We start from the raw sequence: 1,471 nt of genomic DNA, 5'->3' as shown, positions 1-1,471 counted from the left end.
CAAACATGAAAGGAAGAAGAAAATAATGACTACCTTTGCCACTGATTCATGTAATAATCTGTTTCAATTCGTTGATACTGTTTCTTTACATGGATTTAGTGGCGGCACTCGGAGGGATACCGGGTGCCTTTTTTCTTCTCCTTTATCCATATCAATATCCGATTTTTTTCACCACTAAATCCATAAAAAGATGAAACAGAACAAGAAAACCGTTCCGGCGGAACTGTCTTATTACGGGCTGTACCTGCTGGACTACCTGAGAAAATACCATCCCGACAAAGCATCGGATACCGGTTTCATTGCCGGACGCGAAGAAGCCGCCACCGCCACTTTCGAGAAGGAAAGGCTGGCGGGCGGCACGGTGGAGGACGCCCACGAGGAAGCCATGAGCGTGCTGCTCGAAGGGCTGCACTTCTCTCCCTACGCCCTGCTGACGGAGGTCGTGGAGAGGGAGTTTGCCGACGAGGTGGCGGAACAGGAGCGTGAACCGTTCTGCCGCAGGCTCTACCCCCACCTGAACAACCTGTTTGCCGGTTACGACACGTCGGATGACACCTTCGCCCTGTCACCCGCGCATGACCTGCTCTACACGGAGCTGGTAGGAACCGTCATGCTTTATCTGGAGTCCTATGGCGTTCAATAGGAAACAGAAACTGAGGGACAACATCGAGGCGGTACGCACGGCGTTCACGCTTGACCGGGAACGGCGCACCCCGACGGAAAGGGAACGTGCGCTGCTGGAGCGGTACTGCGGCTTTGGAGGGCTGAAGTGCATCCTGAACCCGGCAAAGGAACTGGCGGATGCCGTGCATTGGGCGAAATCCGACCTCGAACTGTTCGCCCCGACGGTGGAACTGCACCGTATCATCAGGGAGAACAGCAGGGACGAAACGGAGTACAAGCGGTATGTGGACTCGCTGAAAGCCTCGGTGCTGACGGCGTTCTACACGCCGCAAGCCATCACGGACACCATCGTGGACGTGCTCCACGACAAGAAGGTGCGACCGAAGCTCGTGCTGGAGCCGTCGGCGGGCATGGGCGCGTTCATCGCCCCGGTACTGTCGGACAACCCGCAGGCGGAGGTCATGGCTTTCGAGAAAGACCTGCTGACGGGCAAGATGCTCGGACACCTGTACCCGCAGCAGAAGATACGCACGGAAGGCTTCGAGAAGATAGAAAAGCCGTTCCTGAACCGGTTTGACCTTGCCATCTCCAACATCCCTTTCGGGGATATAGCGGTGTTCGACCCGGAATACACCAATGGCTCGGTATTCAAAAAGATAGCGGCAAGGAAGGTGCATACCTATTTCTTTCTGAAAGGGCTGGACGCGGTGCGTGACGGCGGTATCGTGGCATTCATCACCTCGCAGGGCGTGCTGGATACGGAGGGCAACGGCGGCACACGCTACATGATGATGAGAAAGGCGGATCTGGTGTCCGCCATCCGCCTGCCGAACAACCTGTTCACGGA

The 1,471-nt window shown here is 56.1% G+C and carries 2 protein-coding genes; both read left to right on the top strand.

Going from position 1 to position 1,471, the window contains the following annotated elements:
• Positions 1-190: 190 nt before the first annotated feature.
• Complete coding sequence (locus BQ7480_RS17465; RefSeq protein WP_072544123.1) at positions 191-643, top strand: DUF1896 family protein; 453 nt, start codon at positions 191-193, stop codon at positions 641-643.
• Positions 630-1,471, top strand: an 842-nt coding sequence (locus tag BQ7480_RS17460; RefSeq protein WP_154670770.1) for an N-6 DNA methylase, incomplete at its 3' end; no start/stop codon positions are given. The genes BQ7480_RS17465 and BQ7480_RS17460, both read left to right, overlap by 14 nt.

The sequence above is a fragment of the Bacteroides mediterraneensis genome (genome assembly GCF_900128455.1).
Taxonomy (GTDB): Bacteria; Bacteroidota; Bacteroidia; order Bacteroidales; family Bacteroidaceae; genus Phocaeicola; species Phocaeicola mediterraneensis.
This window is presented reverse-complemented; position numbering and strand designations above follow the sequence as displayed.